Source organism: Streptomyces sp. NPDC002588, assembly GCF_040295925.1.
Lineage (GTDB): Bacteria > Actinomycetota > Actinomycetes > Streptomycetales > Streptomycetaceae > Streptomyces.
Genome location: NZ_JBEOWF010000006.1, coordinates 102,331 through 120,642 on the forward strand (window position 1 = coordinate 102,331; position 18,312 = coordinate 120,642).

Genomic DNA, 18,312 nt, shown 5'->3' on the forward strand with positions numbered 1-18,312 from the left:
AAGGGGGAACACGCTGATGGCTCAGCCGCCGCCGCAGGGTGGTTTCGGACCACCGGAGAACCAGCCGCAACAGCCGGGACAGCCTCCGCAGCCCGGCTACGGCCATCCGCAGCAGCCCGGCCCCTACGGCACCCCGCCTCAGCAGCCGGGCCCGTACGCCCAGCCGGGGCCGTACGCCCAGCCCGGCCCGTACGGGCAGCCGAACGCCCCCTACGGGCAGCAGCCCGGCTACGGCTACCCGCCCCGGCCGCAGTTTCCCGGCGCCCCCGGCACCCCGCCGCCCGGTCCCGGCTCGCGGAACCCCTTCAAGGGCCGTCCCGCGCTGGTCGTGGGCGCCGCGGTGGCCGCGCTGCTGGTGATCGGCGGAGTGGTGTTCGCGGTGACCAGCGGCGGTGACGACGACAACGGCAAGAAGCCGGTCGCCGGTTCGAGCGACGACAAGCCGAACGCGAGCGACAGCCCCGTGAACCCCGGCGACGGCAGCGGGGACGGCGGATCGGACACGGAGGACTTCAACGCGGGCCGCAAGGCGGGCGAGGCGAAGGTCCTCTGGTACAAGGAGGCGCCGGACGCACCCGCCGACGGCGCCGACGCGCCCGGCATGTGGATCACCTCCAGGACGGCCGTCAAGGCGGCGTACAAGGAGCTCGTCGCCTACAACGTGGGTGACGGGAAACCGACCTGGGACACCGTCACCTTCCCCCAGAAGATCTGCGCGGTCACCCCGCAGAAGACGGCCGACGACAAGATCGTCGTCGCGTACATGAACGGCGTGAGCGACCGCGCCAAGTGCAACCGGCTCCAGCAGATCGACCTCGCCACCGGCGTCAAGGGCTGGACCGCCGAGGTCGCCGACGGCCAGCTGTTCGACAGCGTCGGCAGCAGCCTCGGCCTGACGGTCGCCGGCGACACGCTGATGGTGGGCCGTTCGCAGTCCGGGACGGCCTACGACGTCCGCACCGGAAAGAAGCTGTACGACAAGCAGAGGTACGGCGACTCGTGCTTCCCGAGCGCGTTCGCGGGCGGCAGCAGGCTCGTCATGGTGTCGTCCTGCGCCGCGCTGAAGGCGAACGAGCACGACGAGCTCCAGGAACTGGACCCGGTGACCGGCAAGGTCAAGTGGACCCGGCAGTTCGACAAGGGGTGGACGGTCGAGCGGACGTACTCCCTGGACCCGCTGGTCGTCTACAGCACCAACGACGACAAGAACAGCTGGAACATCTCCACCTTCAAGGCCGACGGCACCTTCCGCTCGCAGGTCGGCTTGGACGAGGACTTCGCCCCCGACTGCGGCTGGTCCCTCCTGGGCGGCGACCTCACGGGCTGCCTCGGCACGGCGGTGGACGCCGACACCCTCTACCTCCCCACCGACGCCACCACCGGCGCCAACGAGGTCGTCGCCATCGACCTCGCCACCGGCAAGGAGAAGTGGCGGGTGAAGTCCCCGACCGACGAGTCGATGAAGCCGCTGCGCATCGAGGACGGCAAGCTCGTGGCGTACGTCGAGCCCTCCTCGGAGGAGGGCGGCCGGGTGGTCTCCATCCCCACGACCGGATCCGCCCACACCCCCTCGACGCTGCTGCAGATGCCCGCGAGCACGATCGACATCGAGGACGGCTTCCACGACGGCGACCGCGCCTGGGCCGACGGCCGCCTCTACCTCTCCTCCACCCATCTGAACGGCGAGGACGAGGGCAAGGAGAAGCTGATGCTCGCCTACGGCAAGTGAGCCGTCCCGTCGTCCCCGAGCGTCCCGCCGAGCAGCATCCCGCCGAGGAAACCACACCATGACCCAGCCACCGCAGGACGAAAGCCCCGGAGCACCGCAGGAGGGCTTCGGCGCGCCCGTGCCTCCTCCCCAGGGCGGCTTCGGCGCCCCCCAGCAGCCCCCCGCCCCGCCCGGCACACCGGGACCGGGCCACGCCTACCCGCCACCGCCCCAGCCTTCCTACGGCTATCCCCAGCCGCCCCAGCCGCCCCAGGGCTACGGCTACCCGGCCGCCGCCCCGCCCGGTTACGGCTACCCGGGCCAGCCGGGACAGCCGGGACAGCCTGTGACCGTCCCTCTGCGGCCGAACCCGCCCGCCCCCGCCGGCGGGCGGAAGGTGAACGCCTCGCTGGTGATCATCGTGGCGGCGGTCGCGGCGATCGCGCTGATCATCGGGGGCGGGATCTGGTACTCGAAGTCCTCCGGCGGCGACGGAAAGAACGACGGCCCCACGGCGTCCGGCGGGACCGGCGGGAGCGGCGACAAGGGCGGCACCGCCGCCAAGGGCAGCGAGAAGGTGCCCGCGGATCCCTCCGCGCGAGCCCTCTTCCAGCTGCCGGCGCCCACCGTCCAGAAGGACGACAGCGTCGACGTGCCGGGCTCCTGGCTGACCGACAAGGCGTATGTGAAGAGCGGCGTCGCCGAGGTCGTCGGCTACGACCGCGACAAGGGCACCGAGCTGTGGACGATCAAGCTGGCCGGCCCGGTGTGCGGGGCGAGCCGCCAGACCAACGAGGACGGCCGCACCGCGATCCTCTTCCAGCCGAGGACGCCCCCGAAGGACTCCACGGCCGGCTGCTCCCAGATCGCGGCGATCGACCTCAACGCGGGCCGGCAACTCTGGACGAAGACGGTCACCTCCGGTGACGAACTGATCAACTTCGACAACGTCACCGTCAGCGCGAACACGGTCGCCGTGGGCAGCACCGACGGCGGCGCCGCCTTCGACATCACCACCGGCAGGCAACTGTGGGCACCCAAGACCTCCGACACCTGCTACGACGCCGGGTACGGCGGCGGCCCCAAGCTGGTCGCGGTGCGCAAGTGCGGCTCCTACGACGCCCCGCAGCTGCACATCCAGACCATCGACCCGGCCTCCGGGAAGGTGCTGTCGGAGTACAAGCTCGCCACCGACATCGAGTACGCCGGTGTCGTGTCGACGGACCCGCTGGTCGTGGCCGCCGATGTCGGCGACAGCGCCGGTGACGGCAGCGGCATCTCGGACTTCTTCTCCATCGACAACAAGACCGGCCGGCTGCGCACCCGTATCTCGGCGCCGGGCGCGCAGTACGCGGCCAAGTGCGACAGCATCGACCGGCCCGAGGCCTGCACCGGCCTGACCGTCGGCAACGACCGCCTCTACATCGCGACCGAGGAACACGACAGCGGTGACAGCGGCGACAGCGGGCAGGCGAACGAGATCGTCGCCTTCGACCTGGCCACCGGCAGGCAGACCGGCCAGCGCGCCGACTCCGGCACGGACTACACGCTGTACCCGTTGCGGATGGACGGCGGCAACGTGATCGCGTACAAGGAGCCGCCGTACGACAAGGGCGGCCAGGTCGTCAGCATCGACGGCACGTCGTTCAAGGAGACGAGACTGCTGGAGAACCCGGGCTCGGAGGACACACGGGACATGGAGGGCGACATGTCCCCCGAGTACTCGGAGATCCTGTACTCCCAGGGCCGGCTGTACATGTCGGAGACGTTCGCGGACGAGCCGACGGCGGGCGAGAAGGACTACCTGGCGATCGCCTTCGGCACGTCGGGCTGATCGTCTTCTTCCGTCCCACGGCCCCGCCCCTGCTCAGAGGCGGGGCCTTTCACTTACCGCGCATCACCCTCGTATGTGAGGAATTTCCTCGATCCGGGGCACTTCTCGCCGGTAGGGGGAGCGCAACGTCGAACAAGCGTGTAGCTTCCGGGGGCATATGAAGGACGGGGTGCCGGGGGGCACCTTTTGCTTTTGTCCGTGTGGGGCATCCATGGGGGGACTGGGGGGTTGCTCGATGGGAGTGCGGTTGATGGTGGTCGACGACCACCGGCTGCTCGCCGAGGCGCTGGCCTCGGCACTGAAGCTGCGGGGGCACCGGGTGCTCGCCGCGGCGGCGCCCGCCGCGGGCGCGGCGGAACTGGTGATCACCCGGGCGCCGGAGGTGTGCCTGCTGGGTACGGCGACCCCGGCCGAGCCGGGCATCTTCGACCCGGTGGTGCGCATCAAGCGGGAACGTCCGCAGGTGGCGGTCCTGATCCTGGGCCCGGTGCCGAACCCCCGGGGCATCGCGGCGGCCTTCGCCGCGGGCGCCTCCGGCTACGTCCGCCACGACGAGCGCATAGAGGGCGTCGAGCGGGCGATCATGAAGGCCAGGGCGGGCGAGGCGGCCGTCGCCCCCCAACTCCTGCAGGGCGCCTTCAGCGAACTCCTCAACCCGGCGGCCCAGCCGGACGACGAGGGCCAGCGCCTGCTCCAGATGCTCACCCCGCGAGAGGTGGAGGTCCTGGTCCGGGTCGCCGACGGCGAGGACACCCGCGTGATCGCCTCCGGCATGGGCATCGCCCCCTCCACGGCCCGCACCCACGTCCAACGCGTCCTGATGAAACTGGGCGTCGGCTCCCGCCTGGAGGCAGCGGCCCTCGCGGCCCGAACGGGCCTCCTGGACCGCGCGGGCCCACTACCCCGACAGGAGCCGTGAGCGGCCCCGGGCCGGTGACCGGGAGGTGTCCCCGGGCATGCTCCGTCGGCCGGTAGCCTGCGGTCATGCCCCGTCCCTCCCAGTTCGTCGTTCCCACCCGTTTCGACGGGGCCCCGGACCGGGTCGCGGTCGTCGTTCCCGGCATCGGCTACTCGCCCGCCAGGCCGCTGCTGCACTTCGCCCGTGCCGTGCTCCTCCAGCACGGCTGGACGGTCCAGGAACTGTGGTGGCAGGTGCCGGACGGCTTCTCGCAGTTGCCCGTGGACGACCGGGTCGCGTGGGTGGAGCGGCAGGTCACCCGGGCCGTCGACGCCGAGGAAGGGGCCTGCGGTCTTCTCGTCGGCAAGTCCCTGGGTTCACTCGCCTGCGGCGTCGCGGCCGACCGGAACATCGCGGCGGCCTGGCTCACTCCGATCCTGACCAACGACCACGTGGCCCGTGCTCTCCGGCGGGCCCAGGCGCCCACCCTCGTCATCGGCGGCAGCGCCGACAAGCTGTGGGATCCACGGATCGCCGAGTCCCTACGGCATGACGTCCTGGAAGTTCCCTCGGCGGATCACGCCCTGGAACTCGCGGACGACGCCGCCGGATCGGTCGATGTGCTGCGGCAGGTCGTCTCACGGCTGGACCGCTTCATCGGCTCCCTCGGCGGCCGGGCCCGCTCGTGACCCCCCGGCCCGCAGGAGCGGCCGCACGGACAGCGCCGACACGGCCGGGCCGGCCCGCCGCCGCGCCATTCGGGTGGCCTTCCTTGACCACCCCCGTCACCCCTCCTAAGGTCACGCTGATCAAGGTGGTGCAAAGGGGATAAAGGGGGCGAATCATGGCGCGGGGCGTGCCGGGGCGGCGGGCGTTTCTGGCCTCTCTGGGGGCGGGGGCCCTCGCCGCCTGTGGACCCGAGTCCACCAACGACACCGGCGGCACCGGTCCCGGCCGGACCCTGACGGCCGTCATCGGATACGGCAACGACGGCAGCTGGGACCCCACCCAGACGGCGTCCGCGTTCGCCATGGCCGCCAACAACCACATCTACGAGGGGCTCGTCGACACCGACCCCCTCTCGCGCGCCCCCTACCCCGCCCTCGCCACCCGGCTCCCGGACGACCCGCGGGCCACCGTCTGGCGGTTCTCCCTCCGCCCCGGCGCCACCTTCCACGACGGGACGGCCGTCACCGCCGACGACGTCGTGTTCGTGTACGAACGGATCCTCGACCCGGCGACCCCCACCCTCGCCGGGAACTTCTTCGTCACCTGGCTCCACGACGTCCGCGCGGTCGACGACCGGACCGTCGAACTCGTCCTCCGGTTCCCCTTTCCCGAAGGGCTCTCCCGTCTCACCCTCGCCAAGGTCATGCCACGGCACGTCTTCTCCCGGCCCGGTGCCTGGGACGAGGCGATCAAGGGGCTCGCCGTCGGCTCGGGGCCCTACCGGCAGACCGCGCACCACCCGAAGTCGAACACCGCCTTCGAGGCCTTCGCCGCCTACAACGGCCCCCGGCCGCCCGCCTTCCCTCGCATGAACTGGCTGACCATCGTCGACGCGGCCTCCCGCGTCGCCCGTATCTCCGGAGCCGGCGCGGGCGCCCAGATCGCCGACAACATCCCCTACGCCAACATCCCCTGGCTCGAACGCGGTGGCCTCGCCGTCGCTGGCGCCGCCGGGATGAACAACCTGTTCCTGATGTTCAACACCCGCCGTCCGCCCTTCGACGACGTACGGGTCCGGCAGGCGCTGCACTACGCCATCGACACGGAGCGGATGGTCAAGGTCGCGCTCAAAGGGCATGGCGTGCCCGCCAGTTCGTTCCTCGACCGGGCGAACCCCGCCTACCGGCCCGCCAGGACCGTCTACGACCACGACCCCGGCCGGGCCAGGGCGCTGCTCGAAGCCGCCGGTGTGCGGGGGCTGGACGTCGAGATCCTCGCCGTCAACCTCAGCTGGATCGTCGACTGCCTGCCCACCATCAAGGCGTCCTGGGACGCGATCGGGGTCCGCACCACGCTCGCTCCGCAGGAGACCACCGCCGTCTTCACCAAGCTGGACCAGAAGCGGGACTACCAGGTCGTCGTCGCCGCTTCCAATCCGAATCAGTTCGGACTCGATGCCGATCTGATCGTGCGTTACAACTACGGGGCGCAGAACCTGTGGACCGGGTATGCCCGGTGGGGCGGCCATCCCGCCGCCCGACGGCTCTTCGCCGCCATGGACCGGGCCACCCGCGAGCCCGACCCCGCGCGGAAGACGGCCCTCGTCCAGGACTACCTGGACGTCGTCGCCGAACAGGCCGTCCTCTACCCCGTCGTCCACAACGAGCTGATGACCGCCTGGGACCCGCGCAAGCTCACCGGGGCCAGGGCCCAGCCCTATCCCGGCCTCAACCTCCTGCAAGCCAAGTGGACCTGACGAGGACGAGGACCATGCCCCCTGTCGTACGGATCCTGCTGCGCCGCATCGCCCTGCTGGCGCCCCTGCTGCTCGGCATCGCGCTCTTCGTGTTCCTCGTGATGCGGTTCTCCGACGTCGATCCGGCGTCCGCCTTCTTCCAGGGCGCCAATCCGACACCGGAGCAGCTGCACGCGTTCCGGGAGCGCAACGGGCTTCTCGACCCGCTCCCCGTCCGCTATATCCATTTCGTCGGCGGTCTGCTCCACGGCGATCTCGGCACCAGCGCCCTCACCCGGGCCCGCGTCGCCGACCAGGTCGCCACCGCGCTGCCGCTCACCCTCCAGCTGACGTTCCTCGGTCTCGGCATCGCCGTCGTGCTGGCGCTGGCGGGCGGGGTCACCGCGGCGGTGTACCGGGACCGGTGGCCCGACCAGGCCGTCCGCGGCGTCTCCCTCGTCGGGGTGGCCGCGCCCGGGTTCTGGCTGGCGCTGCTGATGATCCAGTACCTGGCCGTGGGGAGGGGCTGGTTCCCGCCCGGGGGATACGTCAACCCCGCCGACTCCTTCACCGGCTGGCTGCGGACGATGGCCCTGCCGGCCCTCGCCCTGTCCCTGCCCGTCGCCGCGCAGCTGACGCGGATCGTGCGGACCTCGGTGGTGGAGGAGCTGGACCGGGACTATGTGCGGACCGCGACGGGGAACGGGCTGCCGCCCCGGGTGGTGGTCGGCCGCAACGTGCTGCGCAACGCGCTGATGAACCCGCTCACCGTGCTCGGCCTGCGCGTCGGCTACCTCCTCGGCGGCGCCGTCGTCATCGAGACGATCTTCGCCCTGCCCGGTATGGGCAAGCTGATGATCGACGCCGTGCAGAACGGCGACCCGGCCGTCGTCCAGGGGGTCGTCCTCACCACCGCAGTCGGGTTCGTCGTCGTCAACCTCGTCATCGACCTCCTCCATCTGCTCGTCAACCCCCGACTGAGAGCGGCCTGATGTTCACCCGCGCGAGCCTCGCCGAGCGGCTCTCCCGGCCCGGCGGCGTCCGCCTTCGCCGCCGGCTGCCCCCGGCCTCGAAGGCGGCCCTGTGCTTCCTCGCGGTCGTCGTCCTGACCGCCGTACTCGCCCCCCTCCTCGCCCCGTACGACCCGCTCGACCAGCAGGACCCGGTGGACGGCACCGGGCACCCTTCCGCCGCCCACTGGATGGGGCAGGACAGCCTCGGCCGGGACATTCTCAGCAGGCTCATGTACGGCGCCCGCTGGTCCCTCGCGATCGGGCTGGGCGCCACCGCGCTCGCCCTCCTCGCCGGCGCGCTCCTCGGGGTGCTCGCGGCCACGTCCCGCAAGGGCGTCGACGAGACGCTGATGCGTGGGCTCGACGTGGTGATGGCCTTCCCGGGCATCGCGCTCGCCGCCGTGCTCGTCGCCGTGTTCGGCGGGGGGATCACCGTTCTCGTCTGCGCCATCGCCTTTCTGTTCACGCCGTCCGTGGCGCGCGTCGTACGGGCCAACGTCCTCGACCAGTACGGCGAGGACTATGTGACGGCGGAACGGGTGATCGGCGCCCGCACCCCGCACATCGTGCTGCGGCACGTCGCCGTCAACTGCGCGGCGGCCGTCCTCGTCTTCTGCACCGTCCAGGTCGCCGAGGCGATCGTCTTCGAGGCGTCCCTGTCCTTCATCGGCGCGGGCGTACGGCCCCCGGAACCCTCCTGGGGCAGCGTCATCGCCGACGGCAGGAACCTGGTGCTGACGGGAGGCTGGTGGGCGACCGTGTTCCCGGGGCTGCTGATGCTGGTCACCGTGCTGTCGCTCAACGTCCTGTCGGAGGGCGTGTCCGACGCGTGGGCGGCCCCCGCCGCGCGCGAGACGACCGATAGACATGACAAACCACCGCAGACCGTGCCAGCGGGTGTCCCTGGAGCGCTTCCCCTCCCCGCCCTCGCCCAGGTCGCCCAGCGCCTGCGTGCCCGCGCCCGCCCGCCCCTCGACCCCCACGCACCGCCGGTCCTCGTCGTCGAGAACCTCGCCGTCGGCTTCCCCGGCCGGCACCGGGGCGTCGACATCGTCCACGGCGTCGGCTTCGAGGTGTACCCCGGTGAAGTGCTGGGGCTGGTGGGCGAGTCGGGCTGCGGGAAGTCGCTGACCGCGCTGACCGTCATGGGGCTCCAGCCGAAGGGCGCCCGGGTCGCGGGCCAGGTACGGTTCCGGCAGCGGGATCTGCTCGCCGAGCCGGCCCGGGTGCGGCGCAGGCTCCTCGGCCACGAGATGGCGATGGTCCATCAGGACGCGCTGTCCGCCCTGAACCCGGCGATGACCGTCCGCGCCCAGCTCGGGCAGCTCGTGCGGCGCGGGGGCCGGCGCGGCCCGCGGGAGCTGCTGTCCATGGTCGGCCTCGACCCGGAGCGCACCCTGCGCAGCTACCCGCACGAACTGTCCGGCGGTCAGCGTCAGCGCGTGCTGATCGCGATGGCGCTGTCCCGCGACCCCCGGCTGATCGTCGCAGACGAGCCGACGACCGCGCTGGACGTCACCGTGCAGGCCCAGGTCATGGAACTGCTGCTGCGGCTGCGCGAGGAACTCGGCTTCGCGCTGATCCTCGTCTCGCACGACCTGGCCCTCGTCGCCGACGTCACCGACCGGGTGGCGGTGATGTACGGCGGGCAGATCGTGGAGACCGGGGCGACCGCCGACCTGGTGGCGGCGCCCGCCCACCACTACACCCGCGGTCTGCTCGGCAGCGTGCTCTCGCTGGAGTCGGCGCGGAAACGGATGACGCAGATCGGCGGGGTGGTGCCGGCACCGGCGGACTTCCCCGCCGGGTGCCGGTTCGCGGACCGCTGCCCGGCCGCCACCGCCGTGTGCCACACGACCGCGCCGGCCCTCACCGGGCCGGCCGCCCACGCGGTCGCCTGCCACCACCCGGCAGTGGGACCGGCACCCGAGGAGCCCGAGGAGCCCGAGGAGCCCGAGGAGAGCGAGAGCGAGACGGTGACATGACCTCCCAGGTGACCTCCTTGGCCGAGGTACGCGACGCCCATGTCGTCCACAGGGCCCGGGGCAGCCGGGTGTACGCCCTCACCGGCGCCGACCTCACCGTCGCGCCCGGCGAGACCGTCGGCGTGGTCGGTGAGTCGGGGTGCGGGAAGTCGACGCTGGCCAGGCTGCTGGTGGGCATCCAGCCGCCGACCTCCGGCACCGTCTCCTTCCACGGCCGCGACCTGTGGGCGATGCCCCCGGAGGAACGCCGGTCGACGGTCGGCGCGGCCACCGGCATGATCTTCCAGGACCCGTCGACCGCCCTGAACCGCCGGGTGCCGGTGCGGCGGATCCTGCGCGATCCGCTGGACGTCCACCGGCGGGGGTCGAAGGCCGAGCGGGAGGACCGGGTCCGCGAGCTGATGGGGCTGGTCGGGCTGCCCGGCAGCGCCGCCGACGCCCTGCCCGGGCAGCTGTCCGGCGGTCAGCGTCAGCGCGTCGCGATCGCCCGCGCGCTCGCCCTCGACCCCGCGCTGGTCGTCGCCGACGAGCCGACGAGCGCCCTGGACGTCTCGGTCCGCGCCCAGATCCTCAACCTGCTGCTGGACCTCAGGGAGCGCCTCGGCCTCGCCCTGGTGTTCGTCTCCCACGACATCCAGACCGTACGGCGGATGAGCGACCGGGTGATCACCATGTACCTGGGCCGGATCGTCGAGGAGGCTCCCGCCGACCGGGTGTCCGACCGCGCCCGGCACCCGTACACCCGCGCCCTCTTCTCGGCCACGCCCAGCCTGCTGCGCCCCGTCGCCCCGATCCCGCTGACCGGGCCGGTGCCCTCGGCGGCCCGGCCGCCGAGCGGGTGTCCCTTCCGCACCCGCTGCTGGAAGGCGGACGAGGTGTGCGCCGAACTGATGCCCGACGTCTCGGCCGCGTCACAGCCGTCCCACCGCTACCGCTGTCACCATCCTGTGCAGGAGGACAAGTCGACCGACGACGTCGTACGCGAGATTCTGCACAGGGAGCCCCGATGACCCTCGCCACCCCACTGACCGGAGTCGTCCCACCCGTCTGCACCCCCCTCACCCCGGACCGCGAGGTGGACGTCCCCTCACTGCGCGCGCTGGTCGACCATCTCGTGGCCGCCGGGGTGGACGGGCTGTTCGTGCTGGGCTCCACCTCGGAGGTCGCCTACCTCACCGACCGGCAGCGGCGGCTGGTCACCGAGACGGTGGTGGCGCACGTGGGCGGCCGGCTGCCCGTCCTCGCCGGGGCGATCGACATGAGCACGCCCCGGGTGCTGGACCAGGTCGCCGCGGCCACGGCGGCGGGCGCGGACGGGGTCGTCGTCACCGCGCCGTTCTACGCCCGCACCCACCGCGCGGAGATCGCCCGGCACTTCCGGCTGATCGCCGACCGCAGCCCCGTCCCGGTGATCGCCTACGACATCCCGGTGGCCGTGCACTCCAAGCTCCCCGCCGAACTCGTGCTGGAGCTCGCCGCCGAGGGGGCGCTGGCCGGGCTCAAGGACTCCAGCGGTGACCTGGCCGGCTTCCGCGAGGTCACCGCCGGCGCGCGGGGGCTGCCCGGGTTCAGTGTCCTCACCGGCTCCGAGCTGCTCGTCGACGCCGCCCTGGCGCTGGGCGCGGACGGGGTGGTGCCGGGGCTCGGCAACGTCGACCCGGACGGGTACGTCCGCCTCGTGCGCCTCTTCCGGGCGGGCGACCGGGACGCCGCCCGGACCGAACAGGAGCGGCTGTGCGCGCTCTTCGGCATCGTCGGCGCCGGCGATCCCGGGCGGATGGGCGGCGGCTCGGCGGCGCTCGGCGCGTTCAAGGCGGCGCTGCATCTGCGGGGCGTCATCGACTGCCCGGTCACGGCGGAACCGCAGATCCCCCTGTCGGCGGAGGAGACCGAACGGGTCGGCAAGCTGCTGGCCGCGGCGGGACTGCTGTGACGCCCGGTGTGTGAGGTGCGTGAAGCTGTGCGCGTGTTGAGGGTGCAAAACGGTCAATCGTAACATACGGTGCGTGATTGCAACGTTTCGTTCTGTAACGAGACACATCACTCACAGCAGAAAAGGAAAACGCATGCGCAAGCTTCAGAGGGCCGCTCTGGTGGCCGCCATGGCCGGCACCCTCGGTCTCGTCGGGGCGGGAGTCGCCTCCGCCGACTACTCGGACCCGAGCACGGGCTCGGGCGGCAGGGAGTGCCACCAGACCGGCGTCACCAAGCCCTCGGTCAACAACGGCCTCATCAACCTCCCGAACCTGAACCTCCCGATCCTCGGCAACGTGTCGGAGGGTTCGAACCAGGGGGCCTGCAACAACGGTGACGACAGCGCCGCCTTCAACGTCTCCCACGCCGACCAGGAGACGGACGGCCTGCTCGACCTTATCGGCGGCTAGTCACTGAACCGCACGGGGCCGGGCCCGCCACACCCGGCCCCGTGCATCCACCCCGACTACTCGGAACCCTCCTCCTCCGGCACCGGCAACGGAGGCGCAGGCGCCGCCGCAGGCCTCAGCCACAGCCACACCAGGAAGAAGATCCCGAGGGCCAGCATCCCCAGGCCCGTCCACAGGTTGATGTTGATCCCCTGGGCCTTGTCGATCTCCGCGTCGCTGTCGGTCAGCCCGGTGATCGTCACGATGACGCCGTACAGCACGAACAGGCCGCCGATGATGCGGCGCAGGTCGAAGATGCGGGCCGCGGTCTGGGACTTCTCCTCCAGCTCGGTCACTTCCCGCTGGACGTCGGCCTCGGAGTACCCCGCGCGCCGCAGCCGCTCCGCCGCCTCGGCCCGCTCCTCGGGTTCGAATCCGTCAGATTGCTCGGACATGGTCTCTCCAGTCTCCCTCGGCAGTCGCGGCCGGGCTCAGAACGAGAACGGGATGTAGCAGACGGCGGCCAGGACCACGGCGCCCCAGCCCAGCAGCGCCGGACTGCGGTACCAGGCGTCGTCGCCCTTCGCCGGCGGCTCGGACATGCCGGGGGACTTGGTGCCGTAGACCAGGCCCTGGAGCTCCTCCGCCGGCTTCGGGGCGGTGAACAGGGACACCGCGACCATCACCACCGCGCCCGCCACGAACCCGGCGATCGCCGACACGAAGTTGGCGCCCTGGTCGGTGGGGATGCCGATGACGTCCTGCTTGTAGAGGACGAAGTAGTTGACCATCGCGGCGGTGGTGCCGGCCAGCAGGCCCCAGAAGCCCGACTTCTTCGACGCCCGCTTCCAGAACATGCCGACGATGAAGACGACGAACATCGGCACGTTGAAGAAGCTGAACAGCGTCTGCAGGTAGCTCATGATGTTCGAGAACGAGGACGCGAGGAACGCCGTGCCGACCGAGGCCGCCACACCGATCGCCGTGATCAGCCGGCCGAAGCGGACGTAGTAGGCGTCCTCCCGGCCCCGCACCACGTACTTCGCCCAGATGTCGTTGGTGAACACCGTGTTGAACGACGACACGTTGGCCGCCATGCCGGCCATGAACGCCGCCAGCAGGCCCGTCACCGCGATGCCGAGGACACCGTTCGGCAGCAGGTCCTGCATGAGGTACGGGATGGCGTCGTTGTACTGGTAGCCGGACTCGTCGGTGCCGAAGCCGGGGATCAGGGCCGCCGCCACCAGACCCGGGATCATCACCAGGAACACGATGAAGACCTTCGGGTAGGCGGCGATCAGCGGGGTCCGCTGGGCCGCCGACAGGTTTCTCGCGGACAGGGCGCGCTGCACCTCGGCGAAGTTCGTCGTCCAGTAGCCGAAGGACAGCACGAAGCCGAGACCGAGCACGATCGTCAGCCAGTTCGCGCCCAGCGGGTTGTCGCTGCCGATGCCCGTGCCGCCCCAGGCCGTGGTGAAGTTCTCGCCGTGGGTCGCGGTCAGCTTGTCCGTGAGGCCGTCCCAGCCGCCGACCTTCTTCAGGCCGAGGACGGACAGCGGGATCAGGGCCGCCAGGATCACGAAGAACTGCAGCACCTCGTTGTAGATCGCCGAGGAGAGGCCGCCGAGCGTGATGTAGGCGAGGACGAAGAACCCGGCGACCACGATGGCCACCCACTGCGGCCAGCCCAGCAGCGCCTCCACGACGATCGCCAGCGCGTAAAGGTTCACGCCCGCGATCAGGATCGCCGCGAAGGCGAAGAGGGCCGAGCTCAGCAGGTGGGCGCCCTTGTCGAAGCGGAGGAGAAGGAACTCCGGCACGGACCTGACCTTGCTGCCGTAGTAGAACGGCATCATCACCAGACCCAGGAACACCATCGCCGGGATGGCGCCGATCCAGTACCAGTGGACGGTGTACGCGCCGTACTGTGCGCTGTTCGCGGCCATCCCCAGGATCTCGGTGGCGGCCAGGTTGGCCGAGATGAAGGCGAGACCGGTGATCCAGGCGGGCAGGGAGCGCCCGGAGAGGAAGAAGTCGAGACTGGTCTTCACCGATCTGCGGGCGGCGAAGCCGATGCCGAGGACGACGACGAAGTAGATGCCGAGGATCGTGTAGTCGAGCGCGTTCGTGGGGAGCCGCAGTTCGGCCGCCAGGTACAGAGGGTCTGTGGGGGTCTGCATCCGGAGCTCACCTTGTCTGAGAGGCGTGCGGTGGTTTATGTTTCTATGTGTTCGGTTCTGTTTGATGCAGGGTTGATATCGCTCGGTTTAGGGATAGGGACGGAGAGTCGCGGTGAAAAAAACCTCGACCCGGCTGGCCGACGGTCGTGAGCTCATCTACTACGACCTGACGGACGACTCGGTGCGCGACGCGGTGGACCGGCGTCCGCTGGAGCCCACGGTCACCACTTCGGAGGTACGCCGGGACCCGCTGCTCGGCGACTCCGTCGCCATCGCCTCCCACCGGCAGGGGCGCACCTACCACCCGCCGGCCGACGAATGCCCGCTCTGCCCCTCCCAGGGCGAGCGGCTGAGCGAGATCCCGGACTCGTCGTACGACGTCGTCGTCTTCGAGAACCGTTTCCCCTCCCTCGCCGGTGACTCGGGGCGCTGCGAGGTGGTGTGCTTCACCTCCGACCACAACGCGTCCTTCGCCTCCCTCACCGAGGAGCAGGCGCGGCTCGTCCTCGACGCGTGGACGGACCGGACGTCCGAACTGTCGCATCTGCCCTCCGTTGAACAGGTGTTCTGCTTCGAGAACAGGGGTGCCGAGATCGGTGTGACCCTGGGTCACCCGCACGGGCAGATCTACGCCTACCCCTTCACCACCCCGCGCACCGCGCTCATGCTGCGTTCTCTCGCAACTCACAAGGAGGCGACCGGCGGGGAGAACCTCTTCGACGCCGTCCTGGAGCGTGAACTCGCCGACGAGCGGGTCGTCCTGGAGGGTGAACACTGGGTCGCCTTCGTGCCCTACGCGGCGCACTGGCCGTACGAGGTGCACCTGTACCCGAAGCGGCGAGTCCCGGACCTGCTCGGGCTCGACGAGGAGGCGCGCACAGAGTTCCCCAAGGTCTACCTGGAACTCTTGAGGCGCTTCGACCGTATCTTCGGTGAAGGTGAACCGCCCACGCCCTACATCGCCGCCTGGCACCAGGCGCCGTTCGGCATGCTGGAGGAGTTCGACGGCGTCAACCGCGACGACTTCGCACTCCACCTCGAGCTTTTCACCATCCGCCGGACGTCCGGCAAGCTGAAGTTCCTCGCGGGCTCCGAATCCGGCATGAACGTCTTCATCAACGACGTGCCGCCGGAGCGCGCGGCCGAGCGACTGCGAGAGGTAGCGAGTTCATGAGCGGGAAGTACCTGGTCACCGGAGGCGCCGGCTACGTCGGCGGCGTGGTCGCCCAGCACCTGCTGGAGGCGGGCCACGAGGTCGTCGTCCTCGACAACCTGACCACCGGCTTCCGCGAGGGCGTCCCGGCCGGTGCCGCCTTCGTCGAGGGCGACATCCGCGACGCCGCCAAGTGGCTCGACGCGTCGTACGACGGAGTGCTCCACTTCGCCGCCTTCTCCCAGGTCGGCGAATCGGTCGTCAAGCCCGAGAAGTACTGGGACAACAACGTCGGCGGGACGATGGCCCTCCTCGGCGCCATGCGCGAGGCCGGCGTGCGCAAGCTCGTCTTCTCCTCCACCGCCGCCACCTACGGCGAGCCGGAGCAGGTCCCGATCGTCGAGACCGCTCCGACCAGGCCCACCAACCCCTACGGCGCCTCCAAGCTCGCCGTCGACCACATGATCACCGGCGAGGCGGCCGCCCACGGCCTCGGCGCGGTCTCCCTGCGCTACTTCAACGTCGCGGGCGCGTACGGCGCCCAGGGCGAGCGCCACGACCCCGAGTCCCACCTCATCCCGCTCGTCCTCCAGGTCGCCCAGGGCCGCCGCGAGGCCATCTCCGTCTACGGCGACGACTACCCGACACCCGACGGCACCTGCGTCCGCGACTACATCCACGTCGCCGACCTCGCCGAGGCCCACCTCCTCGCCGTCGCCGCCGCCCGGCCCGGCGAACACCTCGTCTGCAACCTCGGCAACGGCAACGGCTTCTCCGTCCGCGAGGTCATCGAGACCGTCCGCGAGGTCACCGGCCACCCCATCCCCGAGGTGGCGGCCCCGCGCCGCGCAGGCGACCCGGCCGTCCTGGTCGCCTCCGCCGAGGCCGCCCGCGAGCGGCTCGGCTGGAACCCGTCCCGCGCGGACCTCGCGGAAATCGTCGCGGACGCCTGGGAGTTCGCGCAGCACATCGCAGGCGGCGCAGCAAAGGAGCAGCGGTAGTGGCGGCACAGCAGCAGGTCCGCGACGCGTTCGTCGCGCTCTACGGGACCCAGCCGGAAGGGGTCTGGGCGGCGCCCGGCCGCGTCAACCTCATCGGTGAGCACACCGACTACAACGACGGCTTCGTGATGCCCTTCGCGCTGCCGCACACCGCGCTCGCCGCGGTCGCCCGCCGCGAGGACGGCCGCCTCAGGCTCCACTCCTCCGACATCGAGGGCGGCGTCGTGGAGCTGGACCTCGACACCCTCACCCCGGAGTCGGACGACAGCTGGACGTCGTACCCCGCCGGCGTCGTCTGGGCGCTGCGCGAGGCCGGCCACGCCGTCACCGGCGCGGACGTCCATCTGTCCTCGACGGTCCCGACCGGCGCGGGCCTGTCCTCGTCGGCGGCGCTGGAGGTCGTGGTCGCGCTCGCTCTCAACGACCTCTTCGGCCTCGGCCTGCAGCGCTGGCAACTGGCCCGTCTGTGCCAGCGCGCGGAGAACGTCTACGTGGGCGCCCCCACCGGCATCATGGACCAGACCGCCTCGGCCTGCTGCGAGGAGGGCCACGCCCTGTTCCTCGACACCCGCGACCTCTCCCAGAAGCAGATCCCCCTCGACCTCGCGGCCGAGGGAATGCGGCTGCTCGTGGTGGACACCCAGGTCAAGCACGCCCACAGCAACGGCGAGTACGGCAAGCGCCGGGCCGGCTGCGAGAAGGGCGCGGCCCTCCTCGGCGTCGACGCCCTGCGCGACATCCCGTACGCCGGGCTGGACGCGGCGCTGGCCCGCCTCGGCGACGAGGAGGAGGTCCGCCGCCTGGTCCGGCACGTGGTGACGGAGGACCAGCGCGTGGAGCGAATGGTGTCGCTCCTCGAATCGGGCGACACGCGGGCCATCGGCCCGGTCCTCACCGAGGGCCACGCCTCCCTCCGCGACGACTTCCGGGTCTCCTGCCCCGAACTGGACCTGGTCGTCGACACCGCCGTCGCCACCGGCGCGCTCGGCGCCCGGATGACCGGCGGAGGCTTCGGCGGCTCGGCGATCGTCCTCGCGAACGCCACCGACGTCGACACCCTCACCAAGGCCGTCGAGGAGGCCTTCGCCGCGGCGGGCCACACGGCTCCCCGGGTGTTCGAGGCGGTGCCTTCGGCGGGGGCCCGGCGGGTGAGCTGAGCGTTCTCCCCAGGGACGCGACGGGGGTGAGGCGGGTCCGCCCTCTCACCCCAGCTCCTTCGTCAGCGTGTACTCCGTGACGCCCGGCGGGTAGTCCTCGATCACGCAGACCACGTCGTATCCCAGCCGCCGGTAGAACCCCGGCGCCTGGAAGTCCCAGGTCTCCACGCGGACCCGGGTGCAGCCGCGGTCCCTCGCGGCGATCCCCTCCGCCTCGGCGAGCAGCCGGGTGCCCAGGCCGACGCCGCGATGGCGTGCGTCGACCCAGAGGTGGGTGACGTGCAGCCAGGTCGTCCAGGTGTGCCCGACCAGGCCGCCGGCCAGCTCGCCCGCCGCGTCCGAGGCCCAGACATGCAGTGGGGTTTCCCGCTCGGCCGGGGTACCGCGCAGCGCACGCAGGACCGGAGAGGCCGCCGTGTCGGCGTCGAGGAGCCGGGAACGGAGAAGATCGCGCCGAGTCCTGTCGACTTCTGTCTCAAGACGAAACATGCGGCACACCATAAACGCGCTGGCCAACCAGTTCTGCGTTTTGGCTTCCGCTGTCCGCCCACAGCCCTACCCTGATGGACAGTACCGGTGGGGGCCGGTGCCGATCAGGGGGCGAGACAGCCGGGTA

At 71.2% G+C, this 18,312-nt stretch carries 16 protein-coding genes; 13 read left to right on the forward strand and 3 right to left on the reverse strand.

The annotated features are described in order from the left end of the window. Positions 1–16 precede the first annotated feature (16 nt). The 10 genes from ABT057_RS08780 (at position 17) to ABT057_RS08825 (ending at position 12,226) form a co-directional block, all read left to right on the forward strand. Complete coding sequence (locus ABT057_RS08780) at positions 17–1,729, forward strand: outer membrane protein assembly factor BamB family protein (protein ID WP_352341753.1); 1,713 nt, start codon at positions 17–19, stop codon at positions 1,727–1,729. Positions 1,730–1,787: 58 nt separating this feature from the next. Beyond that, positions 1,788–3,542 (forward strand): outer membrane protein assembly factor BamB family protein, encoded by a 1,755-nt coding sequence (locus ABT057_RS08785; protein ID WP_352341754.1) that lies wholly within the window; start codon positions 1,788–1,790, stop codon positions 3,540–3,542. 235 nt (positions 3,543–3,777) lie between these two features. Then, complete coding sequence (locus ABT057_RS08790) at positions 3,778–4,461, forward strand: helix-turn-helix transcriptional regulator (RefSeq protein WP_352341755.1); 684 nt, start codon at positions 3,778–3,780, stop codon at positions 4,459–4,461. 65 nt (positions 4,462–4,526) lie between these two features. Continuing rightward, positions 4,527–5,129, forward strand: coding sequence for an alpha/beta fold hydrolase (locus tag ABT057_RS08795; RefSeq protein ID WP_352341756.1), 603 nt, complete (start codon positions 4,527–4,529; stop codon positions 5,127–5,129). A 155-nt stretch (positions 5,130–5,284) separates the two neighbouring features. Next, positions 5,285–6,865 (forward strand): ABC transporter substrate-binding protein, encoded by a 1,581-nt coding sequence (locus tag ABT057_RS08800; RefSeq protein WP_352341757.1) that lies wholly within the window; start codon positions 5,285–5,287, stop codon positions 6,863–6,865. Between the two features lie 14 nt (positions 6,866–6,879). Further along, positions 6,880–7,836: an ABC transporter permease gene (locus tag ABT057_RS08805; protein ID WP_352341758.1), complete on the forward strand. Its 957-nt coding sequence runs from the start codon at positions 6,880–6,882 to the stop codon at positions 7,834–7,836. Further along, entirely contained in the window at positions 7,836–9,842 is a 2,007-nt protein-coding gene (locus ABT057_RS08810) for a dipeptide/oligopeptide/nickel ABC transporter permease/ATP-binding protein (protein ID WP_352341759.1), read from the forward strand. Before ABT057_RS08805 ends, ABT057_RS08810 begins: the two co-directional genes overlap by 1 nt. After that, positions 9,839–10,852, forward strand: coding sequence for an ABC transporter ATP-binding protein (locus tag ABT057_RS08815; protein ID WP_352341760.1), 1,014 nt, complete (start codon positions 9,839–9,841; stop codon positions 10,850–10,852). Before ABT057_RS08810 ends, ABT057_RS08815 begins: the two co-directional genes overlap by 4 nt. After that, complete coding sequence (locus ABT057_RS08820) at positions 10,849–11,775, forward strand: dihydrodipicolinate synthase family protein (protein WP_352341761.1); 927 nt, start codon at positions 10,849–10,851, stop codon at positions 11,773–11,775. The genes ABT057_RS08815 and ABT057_RS08820 overlap by 4 nt, the downstream gene beginning before the upstream one ends. Before the next feature lie 133 nt (positions 11,776–11,908). Then, positions 11,909–12,226, forward strand: a complete 318-nt coding sequence (locus ABT057_RS08825) for a hypothetical protein (RefSeq protein WP_352341762.1) — start codon at positions 11,909–11,911, stop codon at positions 12,224–12,226. A 56-nt stretch (positions 12,227–12,282) separates the two neighbouring features. On the opposite strand, the gene ABT057_RS08830 is transcribed toward ABT057_RS08825, so the two are convergent. Together ABT057_RS08830 and ABT057_RS08835 are read right to left on the reverse strand one after the other, a co-directional pair. Further along, the gene (locus tag ABT057_RS08830) at positions 12,283–12,660 is read right to left on the reverse strand and encodes a hypothetical protein (protein WP_352341763.1); all 378 of its coding nucleotides are present in this window, start codon (positions 12,658–12,660) and stop codon (positions 12,283–12,285) included. Positions 12,661–12,696: 36 nt separating this feature from the next. Then, positions 12,697–14,385 (reverse strand): sodium:solute symporter family protein, encoded by a 1,689-nt coding sequence (locus ABT057_RS08835; protein WP_352341764.1) that lies wholly within the window; start codon positions 14,383–14,385, stop codon positions 12,697–12,699. A gap of 112 nt (positions 14,386–14,497) precedes the next feature. On the opposite strand from ABT057_RS08835, the gene galT reads away from it, so the two are divergent. Genes galT through galK form a run of 3 tightly spaced genes read left to right on the forward strand, consistent with a single transcriptional unit; the run spans position 14,498 to position 17,696 of the window. Next, positions 14,498–15,559 (forward strand): galactose-1-phosphate uridylyltransferase, encoded by a 1,062-nt coding sequence (gene galT, locus ABT057_RS08840; RefSeq protein ID WP_352341765.1) that lies wholly within the window; start codon positions 14,498–14,500, stop codon positions 15,557–15,559. Beyond that, positions 15,556–16,539 (forward strand): UDP-glucose 4-epimerase GalE, encoded by a 984-nt coding sequence (galE, locus tag ABT057_RS08845; RefSeq protein ID WP_352341766.1) that lies wholly within the window; start codon positions 15,556–15,558, stop codon positions 16,537–16,539. The genes galT and galE overlap by 4 nt, the downstream gene beginning before the upstream one ends. After that, positions 16,539–17,696, forward strand: coding sequence for a galactokinase (gene galK / locus ABT057_RS08850; protein ID WP_352341767.1), 1,158 nt, complete (start codon positions 16,539–16,541; stop codon positions 17,694–17,696). Before galE ends, galK begins: the two co-directional genes overlap by 1 nt. A gap of 45 nt (positions 17,697–17,741) precedes the next feature. Here the strand turns inward: galK and ABT057_RS08855 are convergent, their stop codons facing one another. Next, positions 17,742–18,185, reverse strand: a complete 444-nt coding sequence (locus ABT057_RS08855) for a GNAT family N-acetyltransferase (RefSeq protein WP_352341768.1) — start codon at positions 18,183–18,185, stop codon at positions 17,742–17,744. Positions 18,186–18,312: the final 127 nt, after the last annotated feature.